This is a genomic window from Sphingobium sp. RS1 (assembly GCF_056156825.1).
The window spans coordinates 24,637-48,731 of the sequence record NZ_JBLZXE010000005.1; the positions used below are offsets into that span (position 1 = coordinate 24,637).

The 24,095-nt window shown below is 58.5% G+C and carries 12 protein-coding genes and 10 pseudogenes; 10 read left to right on the plus strand and 12 right to left on the minus strand.

Features of this window, described 5'->3' with window-relative positions; all coding sequences use genetic code 11:
- Window positions 1-127: 127 nt before the first annotated feature.
- Window positions 128-714, plus strand: a pseudogene (locus ACNHGR_RS24170) (IS701 family transposase); the annotation flags it as partial.
- Window positions 715-1,026: 312 nt separating this feature from the next.
- Here ACNHGR_RS24170 and ACNHGR_RS24175 read toward each other — a convergent pair.
- Window positions 1,027-3,171 (minus strand): TonB-dependent receptor, encoded by a 2,145-nt coding sequence (locus ACNHGR_RS24175; protein WP_475289540.1) that lies wholly within the window; start codon window positions 3,169-3,171, stop codon window positions 1,027-1,029.
- 859 nt (window positions 3,172-4,030) lie between these two features.
- On the opposite strand from ACNHGR_RS24175, the pseudogene ACNHGR_RS24180 reads away from it, so the two are divergent.
- From ACNHGR_RS24180 to ACNHGR_RS24195, 4 genes and pseudogenes are all read left to right on the plus strand, one after another.
- Window positions 4,031-4,169: pseudogene (locus ACNHGR_RS24180) on the plus strand (IS3 family transposase); the annotation flags it as partial.
- Between the two features lie 13 nt (window positions 4,170-4,182).
- Window positions 4,183-4,422, plus strand: a pseudogene (locus ACNHGR_RS24185) (transposase); the annotation flags it as partial.
- Window positions 4,423-4,963: 541 nt separating this feature from the next.
- Window positions 4,964-5,164 (plus strand): annotated as a pseudogene (locus tag ACNHGR_RS24190) (Hsp70 family protein); the annotation flags it as partial.
- Between the two features lie 513 nt (window positions 5,165-5,677).
- Entirely contained in the window at window positions 5,678-6,925 is a 1,248-nt protein-coding gene (locus tag ACNHGR_RS24195; RefSeq protein ID WP_449470424.1) for an SGNH/GDSL hydrolase family protein, read from the plus strand.
- Window positions 6,926-7,414: 489 nt separating this feature from the next.
- On the opposite strand, the gene ACNHGR_RS24200 is transcribed toward ACNHGR_RS24195, so the two are convergent.
- The 6 genes and pseudogenes from ACNHGR_RS24200 to ACNHGR_RS24225 form a co-directional block, all read right to left on the minus strand.
- Window positions 7,415-8,818, minus strand: a complete 1,404-nt coding sequence (locus ACNHGR_RS24200; protein WP_475289542.1) for an aminotransferase — start codon at window positions 8,816-8,818, stop codon at window positions 7,415-7,417.
- A gap of 346 nt (window positions 8,819-9,164) precedes the next feature.
- Window positions 9,165-10,232 (minus strand): hypothetical protein, encoded by a 1,068-nt coding sequence (locus ACNHGR_RS24205; protein WP_449470428.1) that lies wholly within the window; start codon window positions 10,230-10,232, stop codon window positions 9,165-9,167.
- Between the two features lie 183 nt (window positions 10,233-10,415).
- Window positions 10,416-10,964 carry a cupin domain-containing protein gene (locus ACNHGR_RS24210; protein ID WP_449470430.1) on the minus strand — a complete coding sequence of 183 codons (549 nt, stop codon included), beginning with the start codon at window positions 10,962-10,964 and terminating at the stop codon, window positions 10,416-10,418.
- A gap of 293 nt (window positions 10,965-11,257) precedes the next feature.
- Window positions 11,258-11,704, minus strand: a pseudogene (locus tag ACNHGR_RS24215) (potassium-transporting ATPase subunit KdpA); the annotation flags it as partial.
- Window positions 11,705-12,295: 591 nt separating this feature from the next.
- Window positions 12,296-12,790 (minus strand): hypothetical protein, encoded by a 495-nt coding sequence (locus ACNHGR_RS24220; RefSeq protein WP_475289544.1) that lies wholly within the window; start codon window positions 12,788-12,790, stop codon window positions 12,296-12,298.
- 247 nt (window positions 12,791-13,037) lie between these two features.
- Window positions 13,038-13,340: a hypothetical protein gene (locus tag ACNHGR_RS24225; protein WP_449470319.1), complete on the minus strand. Its 303-nt coding sequence runs from the start codon at window positions 13,338-13,340 to the stop codon at window positions 13,038-13,040.
- 535 nt (window positions 13,341-13,875) lie between these two features.
- Between ACNHGR_RS24225 and ACNHGR_RS24230 the strand changes: the two genes are divergently transcribed.
- Window positions 13,876-14,907, plus strand: coding sequence for an IS110 family RNA-guided transposase (locus tag ACNHGR_RS24230; RefSeq protein WP_475289546.1), 1,032 nt, complete (start codon window positions 13,876-13,878; stop codon window positions 14,905-14,907).
- Window positions 14,908-15,219: 312 nt separating this feature from the next.
- Window positions 15,220-16,079, plus strand: a pseudogene (locus ACNHGR_RS24235) (IS3 family transposase); the annotation flags it as partial.
- A gap of 7 nt (window positions 16,080-16,086) precedes the next feature.
- On the opposite strand, the pseudogene ACNHGR_RS24240 reads toward ACNHGR_RS24235, so the two are convergent.
- Window positions 16,087-17,490 (minus strand): annotated as a pseudogene (locus ACNHGR_RS24240) (IS30 family transposase).
- A gap of 46 nt (window positions 17,491-17,536) precedes the next feature.
- Between ACNHGR_RS24240 and ACNHGR_RS24245 the strand changes: the two are divergent.
- Window positions 17,537-17,809 (plus strand): annotated as a pseudogene (locus tag ACNHGR_RS24245) (IS3 family transposase); the annotation flags it as partial.
- 284 nt (window positions 17,810-18,093) lie between these two features.
- Here the strand turns inward: ACNHGR_RS24245 and ACNHGR_RS24250 are convergent.
- Both ACNHGR_RS24250 and ACNHGR_RS24255 read right to left on the minus strand, forming a co-directional pair.
- Window positions 18,094-19,125: an IS110 family RNA-guided transposase gene (locus ACNHGR_RS24250; RefSeq protein ID WP_475289546.1), complete on the minus strand. Its 1,032-nt coding sequence runs from the start codon at window positions 19,123-19,125 to the stop codon at window positions 18,094-18,096.
- 209 nt (window positions 19,126-19,334) lie between these two features.
- Window positions 19,335-19,460, minus strand: a pseudogene (locus ACNHGR_RS24255) (DDE-type integrase/transposase/recombinase); the annotation flags it as partial.
- Between the two features lie 177 nt (window positions 19,461-19,637).
- Here ACNHGR_RS24255 and ACNHGR_RS24260 point away from each other — a divergent pair.
- Together ACNHGR_RS24260 and ACNHGR_RS24265 are read left to right on the plus strand one after the other, a co-directional pair.
- Window positions 19,638-20,336, plus strand: a pseudogene (locus tag ACNHGR_RS24260) (IS5 family transposase); the annotation flags it as partial.
- Window positions 20,337-20,539: 203 nt separating this feature from the next.
- Window positions 20,540-21,955, plus strand: coding sequence for an ISNCY family transposase (locus ACNHGR_RS24265; protein WP_475289678.1), 1,416 nt, complete (start codon window positions 20,540-20,542; stop codon window positions 21,953-21,955).
- A 352-nt stretch (window positions 21,956-22,307) separates the two neighbouring features.
- Here the strand turns inward: ACNHGR_RS24265 and ACNHGR_RS24270 are convergent, their stop codons facing one another.
- Complete coding sequence (locus tag ACNHGR_RS24270; RefSeq protein ID WP_449470390.1) at window positions 22,308-23,492, minus strand: Fic family protein; 1,185 nt, start codon at window positions 23,490-23,492, stop codon at window positions 22,308-22,310.
- A 120-nt stretch (window positions 23,493-23,612) separates the two neighbouring features.
- On the minus strand, window positions 23,613-24,071 hold the full coding sequence (locus ACNHGR_RS24275; RefSeq protein WP_475289548.1) for an RES family NAD+ phosphorylase: 459 nt from the start codon (window positions 24,069-24,071) through the stop codon (window positions 23,613-23,615).
- Window positions 24,072-24,095: the final 24 nt, after the last annotated feature.

Here is a 24,095-nt window from a genome sequence, read left to right on the forward strand (position 1 = left end):
GACTAACGCCTTCGGGCTGGCGGGGATGGTCCCTGTGGGAGAAGTTGATTGCTTAGACCCAGGAGTTTGTCCCATGACAGACGATCTGTTCAAAGACCTTGGGGAAGGCTGTGTCATGCTGGCCGACCGGACCTACGACGGCAGTGCCATGCGCGCTACTCTCGCAGCGCGTGGTGCCTGGGCCTGTATCAAACCCATGTCGAACCGCAAGCCCATCTTACCGAAGCGTTGGGTTAGCGATCCGGTAAAGCTTGCCGCGACCCACGTTCAAGAAAATGTAGCCTTTGCCACCGAGCCAGCTTCGGCTCTGGCGGGCAAACCCATGGTTGCCGGTAAAGCGGAGGAGATCGCTAATGCTCTTGCTCACGATGTCTGGCTGCGCCTCTCCGTCCGCGAAGGCACCAAAGGCGCACAGATTTACGACTGAGCTTTACTGTGAACTCGCCGACCTCGAAGCTGATGAATATGATGAAATGAAGTCGGGGTTTGGACCCGCGGCTTCTGATCCGCCGCAATATAGGCGAGGGCGATCTTGCATTCTTCACAACCTGGTGCCCGCAGGGACAGGCATCCAGGCGCTCGTTTCCGTCGAGGTCGTGGCTGGGCAATCGAGACAGCTTCGAGGCCGCCAAGAACGAGCTTGGCCTCGATCACGACGAAACCCGGTCATGTCATGGCTGGCATCGCCACGTCTCGCTCGTGATGCTCGCCTTCTTTGGGTCATGATGCGATGCCTGATCCAGGGTCGCCACCCCGGACCAGGCGGAAGGGGTCGGATCGATTATGCCGGTCGCTGAGGGAGCGAGCCAGAGTGGGCTCTCCCTTTCTTTTCCGTCAGGCCCGAACGGATATCGGGGTGCAAGGCCCGGATGAAAAGTATGGGACGGCGGAAAAGGTGGGCAACAATCTACCGCATACGGTTGGCGTCGCCGCCGTCATACGCCCAGCCCCGGTCACCAAGCGATGCCGCGCAACTGGTGATGTTGCGCGGCATCGGCCCGTCGTCAGCAGCTCGTCCCTACATACTCAGAACGCGAAATCCAGCGCTGCTCCGATCTGTCTGAAGGACTGATAACCCATGCTTTGGGCGTAATCCGTCTGAAATAGCGCGTTACTTGAGACGGAGGTAACAAATCGGGTGTCGGTGCAATTGCGGCAAAAGGCCCTCAATGTCCACTGGTCATCGTCGCTGGTCAGCCCTACCCCCACGTCCAGAGTGGTGTAGCCTTTCTGCACGGTGGCGGGGTTACCGTTCGATGCGAAGTTGATTCCGGACTGAGCGGAAACGGCGGCATTGAATGTCGCCGTCAGCCGATCGGAGACTGGATGCTTGTACTGCATCGCCGCCGTCCCTTTCCACTTGGGCGCGTTCGGAAGGACCCGCCCCGATGAGTCGGTGACGCCACCCACGCAATCGGGTTGGCCAAGATAGCACAGGTCACCAGTGAACGAAACGAAGTGGGCATCGACGTAGGCGACGCCGCCGCTGAGGGTAAGGCCCCGCAGTGGATCGGCAGCGAGCTGCAGTTCCGCGCCCCTGGTCTGCAATTTTCCGGCGTTCAAGACAACGGACGAGATCGTTGCGGGGTTAAGCACTTGCGCCTGGAAGTCACGGAATTTGGTCTGGAATACCGATGCGTTGAGCGTAAGTTTGTGATCGAAAAACTGGGACTTGCTTCCAAGCTCGATGTGGTCGGAAATTTCAGGCCGAACATAGGTCGACGTGTATTGGGAGAAGCCGGGCCCCTTGTAACCGCGAGCCGCAGTCGCATAGATCATCCAGTCGCGAGTCAGATCATATTGCAGCGTCCCGCGCCACGAGAAATTTGTATTGTTGCGGTTGGCGGTCATGACGGGTGACGCCGGGATCAGTTGCATCACCGATCCATTTGCTTCCGAATGGTAGAGCATGTCTATTGTATCATATGTGAGCCTGCCGCCAGCGGTGAAGCGCAATGCATCGGTCAGCCGATAAGAAGCTTGTCCGAATATAGCATAACTGCCGAGCAACTGGCGCTGGTAGCCGGTGCCACCCAATATCGTGGTGAAACCGGGCGGCGGTGTTTGGCCAAGACTGGCTTCAAGATGATATCCTTGGGAGACGCGGCCTTTAAGAAAAAATAGACCAACTTGGTAGTCAAAAGCCCCGCCCACGGGCGATGCGATACGAAGTTCATCGGAAAGCTGCTTGAACTTTTTCGGTTCGCTAAAAAGCTCGGCCAGGCTTATCTGGGTGCCGTCCCCATCAAACGCTTGCTCAACACTGAACGCCCTAGCAGCCAAAATGTTCGTGATTGTGTGCCCGCTGTCGAATTCATATTCGATCTTAACCTGCGCGCCGCCGACTTTCACGTGATTGAAAAGCGGTGCATCGTTGGCGAACTGGGTGTTGCGGGGGCCAGCCTCGATCCCGACGGCGTCGACGATCGCTTGTGCCGGGCTTCCCGGAGCGATCGAACGGAAGCTGGCCAAACCGGCACCCTGTCCGCGCGAGTCCAGATAGTCGGCTCCGAAGAGAATCGAGAGGCGATCGGAGGGCTTCCATGCCCATTTTAGGTTGCCGCCCACCTGCTCCAGCCCGGCCTCCGCGGCGGTGTTCGGACCGAGGTTCTCGAAGATAGGCGTATTCCGAACGTAAGACAGATTTATGCGTGCGGCCGAATTGGGCGAGAGGGCAAGGTTGCCCATGCCTCGTACTTGGAACAGCGAGGTTCCATTTCCGGTATTGAGCAGGCCGTACTCGCTGGAAACGCGTCCTTCTGTGACACCGATTTTCGGATCATTCGTGTGAATGTTGACTAGGCCGGCAGAGGCATTTTTGCCGAACAGCATGCCTTGCGGACCGTTCAGCACCTCCACTTGCGACAGATCGGCAAAGTTGATCACCGCCATCTCCGGGCGGATCAGGGTGACGTCGTCCACAACGACCGCAACACTGGCTTCGATCGTCCGCTGGAAGCTGGACGTCCCCACCCCTCGGATCGAGAAATTGGTGCCTTGTGCGTTCGCGGCGCCATTTTGAGTTGTGAGGGTGGGCGCCAGCTTGGTGAGTTCCTGAGGATTGCTGACCCCCCGGTCCCGCAATGTGCCCGCATTGATGGCGGTGACGCTGATGGGCACGTCCTGAAGCCGCTCCGCCCGGCGGTTCGCCGTGACGATGATGTCGCTCACGCCTACAGCGCTGGACGCTGCAGACGCGGCGTTTGGCGCCGTTTGCGCGAACGCCGCCGTCGCGGTGAACGGGAGCAGAGCGCTCGCAAGAAGGACTGAGCGAAAGCTCCTTTGATTCATCAACATCGACCGGTCTCCCCCAATAGGTAGTTATTCTGCTTGATATAGAACACCCATATCATATGACTGTCAACATAATAAATACGTTCCGCTATTGACGTCGTCATTCTCCGGCTTGACCGGAACTAAGGAAGCCGGGGTTACTCGGCGGTCGCCATCGGCTTGCTCTGCCTGGTGCACGTTGATCGCCTTTGCTTTCAATCAAGGGCGCAACAAGACAGGCGTGCGTTCGGCGGCGCCAAAGCGTCGATCGGGACCACGCCCTTTCGAGAATTCTCACTTCTATGTCTACGAGTGCAATTTCAATTCTAAATAATGTCGTTGGGGGCGGAGCCTCAGTCGCGACCCTACTTTGTAGGCGAGCCCAAACTGGGCGTCCAAACACCCCAGCCGCCGCTGCCGCCCAGGCGGTCGCCTGTAATCATCGCCTCGGCCTGGCCGATGTCACGGATGAACACAGCCGCCTGGTGGGGGCTGGCCGAACCGATATTTGAGAAATAGACCTTGAGCGTGAAGCGGGACCACGTCGCGCAGATCGACCATGGATTGGGCTTGAGGTTACTCTGAGCCGGGTGCGGTCACTGCAACCGCCGCACCCTGGAGCCGCTCTTCGGTCTTGGAGGCCGTGACCATAATGTCCGTTAGGTCCCCGGCTTTCGTATCTGTCGCTTGCCGGCGCTTGTGCCTAGGCGTGCGTCGGCAAAATGGCCGCACCCGCCAGCAAGATGGACTCTGACGTGACCGGAAGAGCATGCGCTACCGGTCACAGCGGGAAAATGATGCCGACCTTCGGTCGAAGCTGCGTGAGCTTGCGCAGCGGCGCCGCCGGTTTGGCTATCGTCGGCTGCACATCCTGCTGCGGCGAGAGGGGGTGGTGATCTCCGCTTGGGCAAGCGCCCCGCTGTCCGCGACCGGATCGAGGCGGCAGGGGCAGCGCTGCGCTTCCTGCCGCCCTACAGCCCCGACTTCAACCCGATCGAGAAGGCTTTCTCTCGCCTCAAGGCCATGCTCCGAAAAGCAGGCGAGCGCACCGTCAGCGGCCTCTGGGGCCTCATCGGCAGGCTCGTCGACATCTTCCAGCCCGCCGAATGTGCCAACTACTTCAGCTCGTGCGGCTATGATCCAGACTGATCGAAAACCGCTCTAGAAGAAACTCCTGAAGGGCCGACCTAAGGTCGGCCCTCTTTTTATTCTTCAGCACCCGCGTTCGGCTCGACCGCATTTGGGGGATCGCGCTTGGCGACGTCCCTCTGCGCAATGCGCAATCGAACCGAGGCACCTTCCGGCTCGTCTATATCGTCGATAAGACCCGCTGGGACCTTCCAGGCAGTGAATGCCTCCAAGGTCGGCGCTGACCGACGCTTCCCTGGCGGCTGAACCATCGCAACGAAGCAACAATGATCGGCAGCCTAAATCAGGGTCGGACGTCGTGTCATCGGATTTGAGTGCCCCGCTCAGGTCGAGAGCGGCCGGAAATCGGAAGATCTGCACCTGAGGCTCGAAAATTGGTCCCTGAACGGCGACAAAGGTGAAGGGTTTCGGGCGCTTGCGTACGAAAGCCTTCCATGCAGGAACCCGCGATTCCAGCAGGTTATCCTATGGGGACTTAGCTTCCGGCTGGTTCGGCGGGATACGAGATGCGCGCTGATGGACGCGCGACATCGGCACGGGTGCGATAGACCATGTCTTCCTGACCGGCGGCTCCTCATTGATCGCCGCCGTCCGCCGCTTGTTTGAGGAACCCTTCGCCGCCAGCCACATTGCGCGTGGCAATGAGTTGACCTCCATCGCCCACGGCCTTGCACTGATCGGTCAGGAGGCCAGCATCGCTGAATGGACCGCAAGCAGTGAAGATGAAATAGCGCAGGGTTGAATAGTGGTCCTGGTTGCGACAGCGCGGATGGCCGCTGCGCGCCATTCCTGGCTCCTGCCGGTCCCCTTTTCCAGTCTAGATGTTCAGCACTGGCGGGTCGCTGTCGTGAATTGCTAGAGGGCAGCCACCTTAGATATGCGGGATGCGCATAGCTAACAACGGTCTTTGCAGCTTTCACCCCGCCAGCCAGTCACTTACCCTGTCATCGGGGCCCGCCCGAAGCTCGATCTTCGCCGACACACGTCTTGGATCGCATTTCTCGGCCATAGGCGGACCCTGAGAGCTAGGTGGCTCCATTAAGATAGCTCCAAGAAGCGGTGCTATTGTAAAGCGGAGAGAGGTCATGTCAGTAGGAACCCGCGCAACGTTAATTGTCGGCATTGCCGCCCGCGCTCACCGCGCCGGCTCTATTTCTATGATCATCTCCTCTCGGGAGCAGCCATCCTGTATGGCTGGTTCCATTTTTTAATTACACAGCGTGACATCATCCCGTTGTATTTTGGAGAGTATCTGATGGGCGGTTTTGAAACCAAACGCGCATTTGCGCTGTCGTTGCTTGCCTTATCGTTCGCCTCTACTGCTTTTGCCAGGCAAGGGGCATGGGTTGATGCTTTTCAATCCAGCCCCGCCGATTATGATCTGAAATTGCCGCCGCACATCGAGCTGCCGGAATCTGCCAAATCATTTCTGACGGAGCGTCCGCCGGTCAGTGGCACGATCCGGGTCCGTTTCGCCGTCGTCGCGGGCGGCAATCAGGTTCGCATCAGGATTTCCAATGAAGAGGGCACATCTCCTCTGTCGCTCACGGCCGCGACGGTGGGACGTGCCGGCGATGGATTCGACATGGTTCAAGGCTCCATGCGTCCGCTGACCTTTGGCGGACGGCGTAGCGCGATGGTTCCTGTAGGGGCGCCGCTGCTGAGTGACCCCGTTGATCTGCCGGTTTCCGAGGGTACGGCTCTGGTGGTTAGCACGATGCTCGCGGAGCCGCTTCAACTCAAACCATTCGGTTCAACCCTGATGAGTGTCGCACCGGGAGACCAGACCGGCAACGAAAGTCTGGAAAATCCTCAGTTTGTTTCTGGGCGGCCCCTTGTTAGCGGAGCGATGGTGCTGTCCAGCCATTCTCATCGCGTCATCGTTGCGCTGGGGGATTCTATCACGGATGGAAATCGTAGCACGCCGGGAGCTACGCGGGGTTGGCCCGAAGAGCTGGCGCGCCGTCTGGACTACAGCAAGTCAGGTGCCGCGCCCGTTATCCTGAACGCCGGATTGGGCGGCAACAGGGTGCTGGCTGCAGGATTCGGTAGATCTGCGCTCTCTCGCCTCGATCGGGATGCTCTAAATATAAAAGGTGTGACGCACATCATATTGTTCGAAGGCATCAATGACATCGGCCTGTCCGGACGAACAATGTACGGCGAAAATCCACCACTGGATGTCGCAGATCTTATTGCAGGCTATCGCCAGATCATCGCCCGGGCACATGTGAAGGGGGTCAAAGTCATTATGGGCACCATCATGCCCTTTGCCGGGGCCGACTATTATACGCCAGAGAAAGAAGCGATCCGCCAAGCTGCAAATCAGTGGATGCGTAGTTCGAACGAACCGGACGCCGTGATCGACTTTGATGCCGCCACCCGCGATCCGCAAAGGCCCTCCTACCTCCGCCAGGATCTGGATTCCGGTGATCACCTTCACCCCAATGCCGCCGGTTACAAGGTGATGGCGGATGCAGTCGCCTTGCCGCTCCTAAATTAGGCAGTTCCGGTGATCTTCGGCAGGAAGCGTCAGAACCCGGCGGGCTCCATGGTCATTTTCTAGCGGCCAGATTGGCCCTTTGAAGAACGCTTGCTGGTCTGGAAGGCGTTAAATCCCATGAGGCTCTCGCTGGACACAAACGGCTGTTTACTGGCCGGGCCGCTGAACGGCTTGAGTTGGGCGGCAGCAGTCAGTGGAATTCATTTCAGCGAGCGGCCGCTTTCCTGCCTCCGCTTCTCCGAATGCGACATTCAAAAGCCGGCCATCTTTGACGTGACCGTTCGAATAGCCGACTATCCGGAGTTGCGCATCGAGAATTGGCGACAGAACGGCAAGGTGGGGTCGTCTCCCCGCGCGCGTCTCCCCCCGCGCCGTTGTGGTCCGGGGGGAAGTGTCATGGGCTTATCAGGATTTGGTCCCGCCACACGCGAGCGAGTAATGGGGCGATCCGTCAGCTTATGGCGCTCATATGCAATCAGCTAGCGCCGCTCAGGCTGGTGCGATTGAACTATCAGCCATGCGCTGCTCCTGGCCAATGCTATTTTCAAAGAGATCCATGGTGCGCTCAAACCGGGCAAAGAGTTCGTCGAGCTCGTCCGACGTTATGACGAGGGGTGGGCAGAAGACGATCGTGTCACCCAGCGCGCGCACGATCAGTCCTTGCGTCAGACCTATGTCGGCAAGGCGGGTGCCAGCCCTCATCGCTGGGTCAAATGAGATGCGGTTTGCAGGGTCGGCGTATAGTTCGATAGCACCGATCAGGCCGATGCCACGTACTTCGCCAACATACTTGCGCCCTTCGTACCCGTGAAGCGCTTCTTGGAATCGGGGCGTCAGAGCCTTCACATGACCAACAACATCATCTTCTTCGTAAATCTTCAATGTCTCGAGCGCGATGGCGCAGCTCACCGGATGTCCCGAATAGGTGAAGCCGTGGCCAAAGATACCGATGCTGCCGCTATTGGCTGCAACTGCGGCGTAGACCTTCTCGTTTATCAGCACCGCAGAAATTGGTGCATAACCAGAGGACAGGCCTTTGGCGGTGGTGAGGATATCCGGCCTAATGCCGTAGGTGTTCGACCCGAACATCTCGCCAGTGCGTCCATAACCGCATACGACTTCGTCTGCGATGAACAGCACGTCATATTTCGCGAGAACTTTTTGCACCTTGTCGAAGTATGTGGCCGGTGGCGGAAGAACCCCACCCGCGCCAATTAGAGGCTCAGCAATGAAAGCGCCAACGGTCTCAGGGCCTTCGTTCAGGATCATCGTTTCGAGATTATTGGCAAGGCGGGTGGCGAAGTCTTCCTCGCTTTCACCTGGTTCGGCATAGCGGAAGTAATGCGGGCAATCCGTGTGCAAGATATTGCTGAGCGGAAGATCGAAGTCGCGATGATTGTTGACGAGCCCACTCAGGCTCGCCGCGGCCACGGTCACACCGTGGTACGCATTGCGCCGGGCAATGATCTTCTTCTTTTCGGGCTTCCCAATGGCGTTGTGATAATACCAGATGAGCTTCACCGCAGTATCGTTCGCCTCCGAGCCGCTGTTGGCGAAGAACACTTTCGACATCGGCACGGGCGCAATTGCAATCAGCTTCTCTGCAAGCACGATTGCGGCTGGGTTCGATCGCCCATTGAACGTGTGGTAATATGGCATCTGGTACAAGGCGTCACTACCAGCCTTGGCCAAGCGGGCGTTGCTGAACCCGAGCGACGCGCACCACAATCCCGACACGCCTTCAAGGTAGCGGTTCCCCTGATCATCTTCCACGAAGACGCCGTCACCACGCGTGACGGTGAATGGGCCCGTTTCCGGATGCGCAGCTAGGTTGGTAAACGAATGTAGATGTGCCGCAATGTCGCTGGCGGCATTCGCTGTGTGGTTGCGCATGTCTGGTCGTCTTTCGGTGATAGAATGTTCAAGGCGGTCGGTGTTGGCTCGGCCCCGCTCACGATGGCTTGTCGATAAAACTAATTGGCAGTGGGGGCGTCGTGTTCGGATTAGCGACGCTTTTTCCCAATGATCAGCGGCAGGCCTCCGGTCGCCGCATACGGGCCGATGGGATGAAACCGGCCTGCCAATGATGGCGCCAACCTGATGAAATCTGCAGCCCTTCATGCGATCGCCGGTCAACGGCTTGGCAAACGGGGGAATTCCCCTTTCTTGCAAAATGCCATTGTACGTCGACCTCCCGGCGCGCCCAAGAGGGCTGCACTTGGAGGTCGAGTTCGATGACTTACTCTGCCGCCATGCCATATTCCGGAGGCATGATCGTGGGCAGGCCCGGATCGTAAATATTGTTCAGCAGCATCGTGAACGCCGGATCGTTCAGCGGATCATTGGGCATCTGGAACGGCTGCCCCTTGGCGCGAAGGTCGGAGATGAAGATGTCGAACACCTGCTCCTGCGTCAGATCGTCGCTGTGGTCGAGCGCAACCTTCATCTCCGTCATGTCCATGTAGATATCCGCGCCCCAGTGGACCAGCAGCCGCGTCTCGTCTGCTGACAGGCGGTGGACGACCTTTTCGTCCGTGGTGATGCGCCATCCATCCGATCCTGGATCACCTTGGATGACCGAATTGATCGCCAGACCATCGACCCGGCGCTGATCTTCCGGACCGCAGGCATTGGCGCCGTGATACATGACTTCGTTTTCCACCACCGCAGCGCGACCCCACATCGGCGCGTATAGCTGCTTGGGCTGGCCCGAAGGGCCATCTGGCCAGTAGGTGAAGCCGCCGCCGATCTGGCCCTTGTAGTACCACGTCAGCACTTGGGCCTTCTTGGCCTGCCAGCGCCGGAACAACCCGGACTTGGTCATGATGCCGATCAGCCACGACGGTGAATTCTGGTAATTGATGCCGCGGAAATCAGTGCCATCGACATGCGGCGGGCCGCCCGCTTCTGTGGGTCCCTGGATATTGACCAGCATCAGGTTCGGCGTAGCGTACTTGGCCTGCCAGTAGCCTCTGACCAGATCGAGAAATTTGGTATTGAGGAAGCAGTCTTCGATCTCGGGATAAAGGCTGGCATGGCCTTGTCCCAGCGTTGCCCGGAATACAGGGCTGAGGAACATGTCCCAGGTGACCTCGACCCCCTCTGGCAGTGAGCCGGACGTGGCGGCGATGACCTGTTCGGGCGAGGTGAATTCCTGCGCAAGGATCAGCGACCAGGGGCCTTCACGGCGCAGGACGTCGAACAGCCTGGTGCGCTGGTCTTCGGTGAAGGCATTCTCGATGATCTGAGGCTCGGCAACCGGTCGAAGAAAAGTGTCATTTCGGCCGTTAGACAGCGATACGTTCATGACTGTGCTTTCGATAAGGCGAGGGAGACGATCCCGCGGTGAGGCATTGATCAGGCGCGCACTATGGATCGTCCATAATTCTCGCCCCCGCAAGATTCCGGTCCGTCGATGGTGATAATTCTCACCGAAAAAGAGCCGTGTTAGACGACTGAGACGGGTTCGGATCGCACGCTGTTCCGCCTCTCAATATGTAGGCGGCGTTACTGCGCTAACGATTTCACTGACGCCGTCATGAACATTTATGAAACGGTGCGGCTCAGTGCTGTCAAAATAGTATCCATCGCCCGCCTTAAGCACCGCCGTTTGTTCACCCACGGTAAGCTCGATCGCCCCTGAAATGATGATCCCACATTCCTGTGCCTTGTGCGAGAAAGTCTCACCCGTATTCGCGCCCGGCGCATATCGCTCGTGCATGACGAGGATGTTGCGATCTGGGAAATCGGCTCCCACGACACGGAATGAAATGTCATCGCCTCTTCCAATTTCCACGAGATCTGCCGCGCGGTAGAAAGGTTGGCGACCGAGTAGGGGCTGAAAGTCGATAAAGAAGCCGCTTAAGGTGGTCCCGAGCGATTCAAGGATTGCATTCAAAGTGTCGACAGAAGGGCTCATGCGGTCCCTTTCGATCAATGAAATTGTCGAGTGTGACAGGCCCGATCTCGCTGCCACCACGCGGATCCCAAGGTTGCGCCGACGGCGCAGTTCGCGCAAATGTTCTCCGATTTTTGGCATGGCTGTTTCCTGCTACGAGACGAAATAGTGCTGTTACACTGCCTTCCTATCTGGATTGCGCGCCGCTTTCGAGCTTCCTGCTCACCACATTCTACTCCCCGCGCAATTTTATAACATCATTTTGCAGGAGCTATTTATTACCTGCCCCGCCCAAGTGAAGCAGGATTGTTGATACGTGGGGGTAAATGTGTCCAATTTGCATCCAGTCAAATAATCAAGTTAAGGGTTCAGCGAGCGCACGGCACCTCCTATTGAATGCGGACATTCGCGCGAGCAGCGGAAGCTGATCCGACGAGGCCGCCCGTTGTCGGGAAGGAGCCTGCGCTTTCCGGCGTGTATTTCTTCGCGGCAAGGCTGCCCGCGATCGCCAGCATCGGCACGATCACGAAGAAGCGCCCCAGCCACATCGCGATACCAAGCAGGCCATTGTAGAAGGGCGTGCCGTCCGTCCGCCCAGCGAATGCAGACCCGTTATTGCCGGTTGCGGAAGTATAGGCGTAGAGCATTTCCGAAAATCCGTGTGGCCCTTTGTTGAGCGGCCCAGCGAGACCTGCGGGCAGAACGGCGCTCACCGCTGTCAGGCCAAGGATGCAGAGCGGTAGTATGGCGATAGCGAGCACAGCCAGTTTGACCTCTCGCGCCTCGATCTTCTTGCCGACATATTCCGGCGTGCGGCCGACCATCAGCCCCGCAACGAACACGGCGAGGATGGCGAACAGCGGGAAGCCGTATAGGTCAGCGTCACTGTCACCAACCCGAGCAATGCGCCGATCCAGAACAGATCCTGCATCGTCTTTTTCCTTCTACCCAGCTGGCGCCAGCGCCGAGCGCAGAAGGGATGGGAGGACTATAATCCTGGTCATGCCGATTTCCCCAAAGATGTGCCGCGCGGATGTCCGCAGCGCTTTCGTGAAGGGTTTCAGATAGGAGCGATGACCATTTCTTATCGAGGTCGAGCAGCGGCCATCTTCATAGTATTTGCATAGGGTTGGCGATATTTCATCAGCTCTGGAAAAGTTCAGAGCCCTTCGGCATTTCGCTGAGCTCAGGCGAACTGCTCCTCCCGGTCATTCCTCATACGGCCAGCCCCGAGTGCCCAAGATTGAAAGGGGCCCTTCCGCACCTGACAATCAAAAAATCGGCCGCTGAACGGCCGTCATGGGTCGAGAAAAGCGAAAAGTTTGCGATCGGCGGCCCATGTACGTCGGCTAAATCTAAGGCGAACAAAAAATGTCCCGGCGGTTATCTTGGAAGGACCACCGGAGGATAAACGGCGACGCAAGAAGGTACTGCTATCTCACCCACGAACTGCGATGCGTCGCAATCTATTTCTATGTATCTAATAACCGTGGGCTAATCACATCCAGCCAACCCGTAATCGCTTTTGGGGGCGCGTGCCCCTCACTGCGGCGACAATCAAAAGTGACCTCACCAGCTATCTCTACGCGGCAGACCGTGAACGCCAAATCTGCGGTTCGGCTGTTGTCGGTGAGAAGTGAGGCATCGGCATGTTTCAGCGCTTCAGCGATTGCCTTTTGCGTGCGGGGAAAACGGCTTCTCAGCTTGGCTTCATCGACGGCGTGACCATGCTCGGCGACGCGAGTTTGAACGCGAAGAATTGAGAGATTTTCGCTGGTCAGGCCGACAAAGATGAGAAGGACGAAATAGCCGGCTGCTTGCATATCCTTGATAAGTGATATTTTGGAATCGACGGTTCCATCTGCGGCGACATGCCAATGTGAAAAGACCGTTTCCATAGCGAACGGTACATTCGCATTCATTGCATGACCGACAAAGGCTTGGACGCCTTGCTGGGCGACACGCATCCAGCTTTCTCCGAATCGCGGAGCGAGATTGCCCATTCAGGCAGTGTGCCGTCGGAGTTGGCTTCCGGCAGGATGGAAAGCATCATCCGGTCGGCATTAACGAGCGGAATTCGTAGCACGTCTGCAAGGCTGCGCCGCCAAAGCGTCGATTTGCCGGACCCATTATGGCCAGCAAGCACGATCGCAAGGGGCTTCTGAGTGGCTTCCTGCGCTTCCCGAATTTCCTGGAGCGCCTCAACAGGGGAAGTTAAGCGATCGCGTGGAATATGCCGTCTACCAATTGACCACGTTCAGTCTTGCCATCGAGAGTCCTGATAACGACATCGGGATTCTCACTATCAAGCGAAAATAGCGGCACGCCCTTTTTGGCGCGAATGACAACACCCGGTTTAGAAAGACGCCGCGCGGCACGGGCCAGCGCCGCAGTGCTTTGAGCGATGTTAGCCTTGATCAGATCGCGCTGCGGTGCGGGCGCAGTGATAACAACGTCACCAAACTTCACCCTGCGTGCGCGCGCTTGGCGCCGGACTTTAACCGTCGTCGTTGTCATGACCCTATCAATCCAACCTCTTACAGCAGACCCCGCTAAGATAGCGAACTGCCTGCGCTTAGGCTAGGGCTGGGAATAACGATTTTCGAGGCCCCGAGGGCAGGAAAAAATCGAACATATCGCGCCCCTGAGGGCTTGCGCGAGATCCCATTGCGGAGCGGGGAGGGCACGGGCGAAACTTTTGAGTATCCTGCGTTGGCGTGCGTACAAATTGTCCTGGATATGTTTTGTAAGGATGTTGCGGATCAAGCCACCCTCGATGCTCTGTCGGACATACCGGAACGCGGATCGGTAGGTTTTCCCCTTCTACAAACTTGATGACGGGGCCCCGGAAGCAATTGTGCAACAAGCTGTTGCACCACCTGCCCCCTACGCCCCATCCTCATGTGAGACTGGTGGTTCACCTTTGTTCGCTCAATCAACGGCTCGGCGCACGATTGCGCTGAAGGATATGGTGGACTTGATGGGGTGGACGCCCCCCGGCGGCATCGATGTGCCATAGTGGAGGTGTTGAACACCACTTGAGGAGGCGTCCATGTTGGAGATTAGCACGATCGGTTTGGACATCGCAAAGAATGTGTTTCATGCTCACGGTGCCGATGCGAACGGGCTTCAGGTTTTCAGCCGACGGATTACGCGTGGTAAATTTCTGTCCTTTTTCGCTGCCCAGCCAAGGTGCCTTGTGGCGCTGGAAGCTTGCGGCGGGGCGCATCATTGGGCGCGGGAGCTGATCCGTATGGGACATGATGTTCGGTTGATTCCGCCAGCCTACGTGAAGCCGTTTGTGAAGCGACAGAAGAACGATGCCGCTGATGCCGAGGCGATTTGCGAGGCAGCGCAACGTCCGAACATGCGGTTTGTGACGGTGAAGAGCGAGGAGCAGCAAGCCTCGGCACTGGTATTCCGGACCCGCGATCTGCTTGTCCGGCAACGCACGCAAACGATTAATGCGATTCGGGGGCACATGGCTGAATATGGCTGGGTTGCACCGAAAGGTCCAAGCTGGGTAGCGCAGCTTAGCGAGTTGATCGATGATGCGGTCACCGCGTCGCTACCACCGGCTGCGCGAGAGATGTTCCACGTCATGCTCGGCATACTTGAGGAGTTTGACCACCGGATAGCGGAACTCGACAAGGAAATTGCGCGGCGAGCCCGTGAAGATGAAGTCGCTCGTCGGCTGATGACCATACCGGGCGTTGGGCCGATAGCAGCGACAGCGATAACGGCACTCGCACCTGCTGCAGCGACATTCAAACGGGGGCGTGACTTTGCCGCCTGGCTTGGCCTTACGCCGCTGCAGAAATCTACAGGCGGCAAAACCAAGCTGGGACGGACATCCAAGATGGGTGAGCGCACACTGCGGCGATTGCTGATCATCGGCAGTAGTGCTGTTGTGCGTCAGGCCAGCAAGCGCGGTGCGGCCGAAGGTTCGTGGCTTGCTCGAATGCTGGCTCGCAAGCCGCGCATGCTGGTGACAGTGGCGCAGGCGAACAAGACAGCGCGGATCGTATGGGCGCTGCTCACGAAGGAAGAGGATTACAAAGCTCCGGTGGCAATGGCGGTATAGCGCGCCAAAGTCACCAGAGGTCGTCGGAAGACGCGGTCGGTCGAAGGAGGGTATGGCACAACAGTCGGCGAGACGGGGTCAAAAAACCAGACCGTTACAATGTGCACAAAGCACGCGGACTTGATTTGGATTTGACCCGCGAACTCCCATACAGGCCTGCAGTACATTCTGCAAAATGAGGCCGGACAGATGGCAGCATCCGACTACGCGCCGAACCCAATTTTCTGCTTGCGTCTGAAGGGGCGTCCACAGATGTAACGGTTTTGTGCCGGTCACTTGAGAGTTTAAGGCTCGTTCAAGGAGACCGACGAAATGATGAAGCATAGTGAAGAGTTCAAGCAGGAGGCGGTACGCATTGCGCTGACCAGCGGGTTGCCGCGCGAACGGGTCGCGTCGGATTTGGGGATCGGCAAGTCGACGCTGAACAAATGGGTTTCGCATTATCGTCCGTCTGACCTGGTGGCAGCGCCGCAGGCAGATCTGGCGCGAGAGAATGAACGGCTCCGCCTGGAGAACCGTGTACTCCGGGAGGAGAGGGAAGTCCTAAAAAAGGCCACCCAGTTCTTCGCGAGCCAAAGGCCGTGAGGTTCGCCTTTGTGCACAGCTGGCGGCACCGTTGGCCGGTGGAGTTGATGTGTCGTGTGTTGCACGTCAGCGAACACGGCTATCGGTCCTGGCGTTCGCGTCCGATCAGTCGCCGGGAGCGGACGGACATGAAGGTGCTGGCCCATATCAGGGAGCAATATAGCCTGAGCCTTGGCAGCTACGGTCGCCCGAGAATGACGATGGAGTTGAAGGAAGCAGGGCTCGACGTCGGCGAGCGTCGTGTGGGGCGGCTGATGCGGATCAACGGGATCAAGCCGGTTCGCACGCGCAAGCACAAGGTTACGACGGACAGCCACCATCGCCTTGGTGTCGCGGCAAACTGGCTCGACGGTGACTTTGCCGCCAATGTGCCCAACCGCAAATGGGCCGGCGACATCACCTATGTCTGGACACAGGAGGGCTGGCTCTATCTTGCCGTCATCCTCGACCTGCATAGCCGCCGTGTCGTTGGCTGGGCGGTCAGCGACAGGATTAAAAAGGATCTGGCGATCCGGGCGCTGGACATGGCGGTGCGGCTGCGTCAGCCGCCCGAGGGCTGCATTTTCCACTCCGATCGGGGCAGCCAAGGCGGATTCAACCGGTCGTCGCAACACCGGCTTCATACTGTGCGACCAGGAACTGGTCGAGGACTTCTGCGGGGGTTCTCCAGCCAAGCGTTTTCCGTGGACGCGTGTTCAGCGCGTGAGCAACGGCGTCGAGTTCGCCTATGGAGTGCCGGCTAAGGTCGGTGCCCTTAGGGAAGTACTGTCGTAGCAAGCCGTTGGTATTCTCATTCGATCCGCGTTGCCACGGGCTTTGCGGGTCGCAGAAGTAGATTTCCAAGCAGCTGTCGATCTTGAGCTTTGCGTGCTGGGCCATCTCTGCTCCCTGGTCCCAAGTCAGCGATTGCCGGAGCTTCTCCGGTAGTTCGCGCATGGATTGGACGATGGCTTTGCGGACAGCTTCTGCCCCATGGCCGGCCAGCGGTTGGCGGTTCCTGATGCCTTGTCCATGTTAATATCCGTCCTCTCGCGGCAAATGCAGCAGCATGGTGAATCTGGAACTTCGTTCGACCAGGGTGCCGATCGCCGAGCTATGCAGTCCGAGGATGAGATCGCCTTCCCAATGCCCGGGAACTGCCCGATCCTCGACTTCCGCAGGACGCTCGCTGATCATGATGGCGTCACCGATGAAGGATTTTCCGCGCCCTCGTGCGCGTTCACGCGGCGTTCGTAGAGCCCGACCCGAGCGCAGACATGCCGTCAACACCTGACGCAAGGCGCCTCGCCCCTGAATATAGAGGGACTGATAGATGGCCTCATGACTGATGCGCATGGCGGGATCCTCAGGGTAATCAATCCGTAGCCGATGAGCGATCTGCTCGGGGCTCCAGGCCACCGACCATCGTCGACTTTGTCGATGTACCGCACGGCGCTTCTTCCATATCACCTGCGGCCCGGCAAAGCCGATACCATCAGCATCCGTGATCTGACCGGTAAGGCGTTCTTCCACGTACATGCGCAATGCCGGATTGCTGGCCAGCTTCCCGGGGCGCGGGCGACGGCCGGCGCGGTGAGCGTGCCACTGTGCGGCGATCGGGCGATATTCCAGATTGCCGCCACGCGTGGCGGCATTGCGCCGCACTTCGCGCGAGATAGTACTGGCTGAACGTCCAAGTTTGCGGGCAATGGCGCGGATCCCGAAACCTCGCGCAAGTTCGAGAGCAATTTCCTCTCGCTCCTGGAAGCTCAGAAATCGACCACTGAGTGCTGGCGCCGATGGCGCCAAATGTGTTGGCGGCATACCTCCCGAACTCCGAAACCAACGTGGCCCCAGCGGTGTCGAAATACCGGCATCCGCAGCAGCATCTTCACTGCTACGCCCTCGAGCGATCGCTTGCCAGAAGCGGAAATGGTGCTCACGCTGCCAGGCAGGTGGGCGCCCCGGGGAGCGCAACCTCTCTCGGGTGCAGCGTTCTGATGCTCGACGGCCTGCCATGTTCACAACCTCCAATTTCTTGGTGTTGCGACGACCGGTTGAATCCGCCCAATATTGCTCCTACGCCTATCAAAAGAAGCTGCAGGCCTACGGCCTGCGTCCATCAATGAGCGGCAAGGGTAATTGCTACGACAACTCTGCGGTCGAGACCTTCTTCAAATCCCTGAAGGCAGAAATGATCTGGCGGCAGAGTTGGCCAACCCGGCGGCAAGCTGAAGCTGCCATCTTCCTGTACATTAACGGCTTCTACAATTCCCGGCGCCGCCATTCATACCTGGGTGGCATCAGCCCGCTCGCCTTTGAGGCCAAGGTGGCATAATGAGATAGGTGACCGGCGCAAAACCGTTACATCTGTGGACGCCCCTTCAGACGCAAGCAGAAAATTGGGTTCGGCGCGTAGTCGGATGCTGCCATCTGTCCGGCCTCATTTTGCAGAATGTACTGCAGGCCTGTATGGGAGTTCGCGGGTCAAATCCAAATCAAGTCCGCGTGCTTTGTGCACATTGTAACGGTCTGGTTTTTTGACCCCGTCTCGCCGACTGTTGTGCCATACCCTCCTTCGACCGACCGCGTCTTCCGACGACCTCTGGTGACTTTGGCGCGCTATACCGCCATTGCCACCGGAGCTTTGTAATCCTCTTCCTTCGTGAGCAGCGCCCATACGATCCGCGCTGTCTTGTTCGCCTGCGCCACTGTCACCAGCATGCGCGGCTTGCGAGCCAGCATTCGAGCAAGCCACGAACCTTCGGCCGCACCGCGCTTGCTGGCCTGACGCACAACAGCACTACTGCCGATGATCAGCAATCGCCGCAGTGTGCGCTCACCCATCTTGGATGTCCGTCCCAGCTTGGTTTTGCCGCCTGTAGATTTCTGCAGCGGCGTAAGGCCAAGCCAGGCGGCAAAGTCACGCCCCCGTTTGAATGTCGCTGCAGCAGGTGCGAGTGCCGTTATCGCTGTCGCTGCTATCGGCCCAACGCCCGGTATGGTCATCAGCCGACGAGCGACTTCATCTTCACGGGCTCGCCGCGCAATTTCCTTGTCGAGTTCCGCTATCCGGTGGTCAAACTCCTCAAGTATGCCGAGCATGACGTGGAACATCTCTCGCGCAGCCGGTGGTAGCGACGCGGTGACCGCATCATCGATCAACTCGCTAAGCTGCGCTACCCAGCTTGGACCTTTCGGTGCAACCCAGCCATATTCAGCCATGTGCCCCCGAATCGCATTAATCGTTTGCGTGCGTTGCCGGACAAGCAGATCGCGGGTCCGGAATACCAGTGCCGAGGCTTGCTGCTCCTCGCTCTTCACCGTCACAAACCGCATGTTCGGACGTTGCGCTGCCTCGCAAATCGCCTCGGCATCAGCGGCATCGTTCTTCTGTCGCTTCACAAACGGCTTCACGTAGGCTGGCGGAATCAACCGAACATCATGTCCCATACGGATCAGCTCCCGCGCCCAATGATGCGCCCCGCCGCAAGCTTCCAGCGCCACAAGGCACCTTGGCTGGGCAGCGAAAAAGGACAGAAATTTACCACGCGTAATCCGTCGGCTGAAAACCTGAAGCCCGTTCGCATCGGCACCGTGAGCATGAAACACATTCTTTGCGATGTCCAAACCGATCGTGCTAATCTCCAACATGGACGCCTCCTCAAGTGGTGTTCAACACCTCCACTATGGCACATCGATGCCGCCGGGGGGCGTCCACCCCATCAAGTCCAGCAGTCGATGTTCGTCAGGCGGACCATGCCTGATAAGGCAGGTTGAGGTCGTCGGCGACCGCCCTGAAGGCGATCTTACCCTTGTATACGTTGAGGCCAGCGGCGAGGTGGTATAGGCATCCATCGCCGCTTCCGCGCCCGGATCGCCAGATCCTTCTTCATCCTGTCGCTGACAGCCCAGCCCACAACGCGGCGGCTGTGTAGGTCGAGGATGACGGCAAGATAGAGCCATCCCTCCTTTGTCCAGACATATGTTCTTTAATTGATCGCTCGCGCTTGGTGATATTGCGGCTGTAGTCGGTCGACTGCAAGGTTCTTTTCGAAGTCTTCTCTGATGAGCGCTTCATCTCGGCAGCCAGGGCTTCGACGTCCCGAGGGTGATATTCGCGATGCACAGGGTGCTCGCACGTAGATCTCACGGGCTGGGTTGACAAGCCGGGACGCCGGGGCCGTCCACGCGAGGTGATCAACGCCGTGCGCTACCTTGTTCGTTCGGGCTGTGGCTGGCGTATGCTGCCGATCCATTTCGGGGCGTGGCAGACAGTCTATGGCTGGTTCCGGGAACTGGCTCGCAGGTTCCTGTTCCAGACAATCCACGACATCGAACTGATGCTCGATCGCGAGCGCCAAGGGCGGGAGGCCAGCCCGAGCGCAGCGGTGATCGACAGTCAGTCGGTCAAGGCACCATCGGCAGAAAAGCGCGGGTTCGACGCAGCCAAGAAGGTTGTCGGGCGCAAACGGCACATCGCCGTCGATACCGATGGCCGGTTGCTGATGGTCAACCTGACCACTGCAGACATTTCGGACAGCGCGGGCGCCCAGGCCATCCTCGATGGCATCCGTAAGCGCTGGCCGTGGGTCAAGCATCTCTTCGCCGATGGCGCTTATGACCGCCTCAAACTCATGGACAGGCCCAGCTATCTGGATTTTGTCGTTGAGGTCATCCGCCGTAGCGATCAGCAACAGGGCTTCAAGGTTCGGCCCCGACGATGGGTCGTCGAGCGGACCTTTGGTTGGATGATCAGATGGTGCCGATTGGTTCGTGACTATGAGAAGCGCATCGACGTCTCCCAGGCCATGATCCTCGTTGCCATGGGCGGCAATCTCCTACGCCGAAACGCTCACCCCTGAATTTCCAAACAGACCTCTCAGAGTGGACACAGGTTACATGGACAGTTGTGGTATTGCTATTAACATAATTCCTATTATCGCGCGTGTTTCATGTAAGCGCCGGATAGAAATGACACCCCTCTGCTGAATAGAAATGACACCCTCAGGCGTCCTTAGCAGAGCTCGGTGGCATGGTCCTCCTGGCAGTTCAGGAGGACGCGCTTATGACGGTGGTGGCGATGAGCCATGGCGAGCTTTCGCGGTTTGACACATTGATGCGCGTGGAGCGCGGCGCGCTTCGGGTTGAGGATGCGGCAACGCTGCTGGGATTGAAGCGCCGGCAGATTTTCCGTTTGCTCGAGCGTCTGCGCGCCGAAGGCGCTGCAGGCCTGGTATCGCGCAAGCGCGGTCGGCCGAGCAACCGGCGTCACAGCGAAGCCTTTCGCGCGCGGATCATATCGCTGGTCCGTGAGCATTATGCGGATTTCGGCCCGACCCTGGCGCGTGAGTATCTATCGGAGCGCCATGATATCGCGGTGGGCTGCGAGACGTTGCGGCAGATGATGATTGAGGCTGGTCTGTGGAAGGACCGCGCCGCGCGTCGTTCTCGCCCCTATCAGCCCCGTCATCGCCGGGAATGCCGTGGCGAGCTCATTCAGATCGACGGTTCGGATCATGAATGGTTCGAGGATCGCGGTCCGCGCTGTACGCTGCTCGTCTATATCGATGACGCGACCAGCGAGTTGATGCATCTCAAGATGGTCGAGAGCGAAAGTACCTTTTCCTACATGGAGGCGACGCGCGAATATATCGAGCGGCACGGCAAGCCGGTGGCCTTTTATTCCGACAAGCATACGGTCTTTCGGAACGCCAAGGCTACGGCGAAGGGCGATGGCATGACGCATTTTGGGCGGGCGCTCGATGCGCTGAACATCGAGATCATCTGCGCCAACTCGCCGCAGGCCAAGGGCCGGGTAGAGCGGGCCAACGGCACGTTGCAGGACCGGTTGGTCAAGGCGATGCGCCTGGAAGGCATATCCTCGCTCGCGCAGGCCAACGTCTTTCTCGGCAGCTACCAGGCGGCCCATAATGCGCGCTTCGCTCGTCCGGCCGCAGACAGTCGCGATCTGCACCGCCCTCTGGCACCGCGGGATGATCTGCACTCCGTCATGGTCTGGCGTGAACAACGCACGGTCACGGCCGCGCTGACGCTGCACTATAACAAGATACTGTTCCTCCTGGAGCCGAGCCCGATCAGCAAGGAACTGGCGCGCAAGCGCGTGGACGTCTGTGAATATCCCGACGGCACAGTAGAGATCCGCCACGAGGGGCGCTCCCTTCCCTATAGCCTGTTCGACAAGATGCCCCGGATCAATCAACCTGCCATCGTCGATAACAAGCATCTCGACGCGGCGCTGGCGCTAGCAAAAGAGATCCAGGCGCTCGCGCCGCATCACCGGCAGCGGAATAACAATGCCCCTGCCCGCCGTGACCAGCCCGCGCATCTGTTCCCTGAGCAAGAGCCACCGGTGAAGATCGATCGGCGCCGCTTGGGCGGTCTCAAACTCAAACGCGGCCCCCGGCTCAGCCAGGCGGAGTTGCGGGCACGCGGCACGCTGGATTTTGTGAAGGCGCGCTGACCGAGCCCACTGCCTTCGCAGCGGGTCCGTGCCCTTCCCCACCAACGTCACGCCATCAGCAGGGGCTGCGCTGCGCTAAACCGATGGCTCCACGCAGCCCCTGCTGTCCTCAAAGGGTGTCATTTCTATCGGGGACAGATAGTGTCTTCTCTATCCGGTGCGAACATTTCAGTGTAAGAGTGGATTCTATCTCGAAGTGCGAAATCCTTGGTTTTATAAGGGTTGATCACTTTTTCAGGGAGGCACGCCATGAACGACTGCTCTATCTGAATGTCGCCGCCACGTCATGGCCCAAAAATGTCTGTTCTGGCCGGGCGGCTATCAAAGCGGAACTGGCGCAGCAGATCGGGATTCAGGGCCTTGGGCCGGGATCGCTGCCAAATGGCCGGTTGACGATCGCTAAGACCTCCCACGCTGTGAAAATCCGGTTGCGGGCGTAACCGGTTCGTTCTGACAGGATACCTGCCTCAACCAGTTGATCGATTGCGCTAAGGGCTTGCGGTCTCGATATGTCGAGCTTGTTTGCCATCCGCTTCGAGGTGACGACGGGATAGTCAATGAGGAGATCAAGCGCCCGCAGCGCTGCGGACTTTGCCCGAAACTTCCGTCGATTGTGCCATTCCGCCTTCAAGGTGTCGAGCGCGCCACGCGTTGCGAGGAGCTCTTCCACAGTTCCAGTTACAGCGTCGGACAGATACCCTATGAGAGGCGCCCATTCCAGTCGCTGCTGGGCCATTCTCAGCCCTGAATAATAGCCTTCGCGACTTGCAGCGATATAGGGCGCGAGGTAAAGCGGCACCTGTCCTTCCGCCGCCATCATCATCGGCAGCAACAGACGACCGACACGGCCGTTGCCGTCGCGGAACGGGTGAACAGCTTCGAAATGCGCGTGAGCAACCGCCATACGGGTTATGAGGCTTTGCGTCATGGCCTGCATACCCTCGCAACGCATATAAGCGGCTGTCTGTTCGAGACAGGCTCTCACATGGTCCGGCGGAGCTGGATTATAAGTGGATGTCGCTATGTGCCCCGTCCCGCCGATCCAGACGACGATTTCCCGCAGAGCGCCAGGCTCATCGGGATAGTCCGGATCGTGCAACATTGCCGCACGGTGGAGTTCCATGATTGTCTGCACAGTGAAAACATCGATGCCTTCAGCTGCCGCGCGAGGCAGCAGGCGATCAAGACTCAGCGCATAATCCCGCACTTGGTGAACCGCGTCACGAGCGTCGTCATCCTCCTCCTCAATTGCCAGGAGCTCATCGAGGGTGCTGTTCGTTCCTTCGATCGCCGAGCTGTCCACGGCTTCGCGTCGGCTCAGAGTTCGGCTAATCATATAAGGGCTCGGCAAGTGCGTAGCCATCGCTTCCACACGTCCAAGCATGATCAACGCTCTCTCATGTGCGGATTGCGCAGCGCCAAGCGATAACGCCACTTCAGGGGGTGCAAGTGGCACGACGCCATAATGGTTGGCGTGAGGTTCGGGATAGCGAGCCAGACGTTCGCGAACCGCCTGGGCCAGATTATTTCTATTCATCAAACCTTACCAAGCATTGTTGATCCGCAGCCTAGGTAAGTGTTATCGCTAAAACCCTAAACAAGGCAACGATTTTTGCCGTCGTTGGTTGGGGTTGTGCAGACTCGTTCGCTCACCATGTTATGCCCCACGGACGAGCCTTGGGTCGTAGGTCCATCTACGAACCTTCCGGCCGCTGATCCGCCCTGCATCCGGATGCGCTGGATTGATCAGCAGGTTGTTCTCCTCTGGCACGATGACCGAGGGTACGAGCATGAGTGCCGTTCGCAAGGATCGCGCCCATTCTGACCCTAAGGAAGTGCTGACGCGGCCTGCCGGTTCGGCATCCCACCCAACGGCTAAGCTTTCAGTTGTGGCAATCTCCGCCGCGCTAAGCAGGTCGTCGGGTACGATGATCTCGACTAGATAGCGATTGAGGGGGAGTCCGCCGGAATTGAGATGAACAACGGTTTCAAGACAGGCAAGCGCCCGGCTGCCGGCGGCATATAAAAGAGCAACGCCGATTGAGAACGGCGGAGCAATATTCGACCACGGTAGCGGCGGGATAGTCCTGCTGCGGGCGGCGTAAAAGTCGTCCACCTTGAAGCCTTTCTGCCGAGTCAG